Source organism: Mycolicibacterium arseniciresistens, from assembly GCF_030519285.1.
Lineage (GTDB): Bacteria > Actinomycetota > Actinomycetes > Mycobacteriales > Mycobacteriaceae > Mycobacterium > Mycobacterium arseniciresistens.
Window position 1 is genome coordinate 1 of record NZ_JAUMSQ010000383.1, and the last position, 599, is coordinate 599.

General features: G+C 77.8%; 1 pseudogene. It reads right to left on the minus strand.

Features of this window, described 5'->3' with window-relative positions:
• Positions 1–599 (minus strand): annotated as a pseudogene (locus tag Q2100_RS28795) (rRNA cytosine-C5-methyltransferase); the annotation flags it as partial.

Here is a 599-nt window from a genome sequence, read left to right on the forward strand (position 1 = left end):
ACGTCACCGGGCTGCCTGCGCCAGCGGGCCTCGGGTCTGCGGCGCAGCGCGCCGAGGCCGGTGCACGGCGCGTCGACCAGCACCCGGTCGAACCCGGGCGCCAGCCCGCTGTCGCGGCCGTCGGCGCGCACCACCTCGACCCCGAGGCCGAGGGTGTTCTGCTGCACCATGTCGGCGCGGGCGGGTGCCGGTTCGACGGCCGTCACCCGGGCGCCCGTCCCGGCGCCGATGGCGGCCAGCATCGCGGTCTTGCCACCCGGTCCGGAGCACAGGTCCAGCCAGCGGCCGGTGTCGCCGTCGACCGGAGCCCGCGTCAGTGCCAGGGCCACCAGCTGGCTGCCCTCGTCCTGCACCAGCGCGGTGCCGTTGCGCACGGGCTCGAGGGCGCCGGGGTCGCCGCTGGGCAGGTGCACGGCGTACGGCGAGTAGCGGCCGGCGGTGCCGCCGACGGCCTCGGCCAGCGCGTCGGCGCCGAGCACGCCGGGGCGTGCCGCCAGGTGCACCACCGGTCGTTCGTTGTCCGCTCCGAGCACGGCGTCCAGCTGTCCGGCGTCCGCGCCGAGCGCATCGGTGAACGCCTGCGCGATCCACCGCGGGTG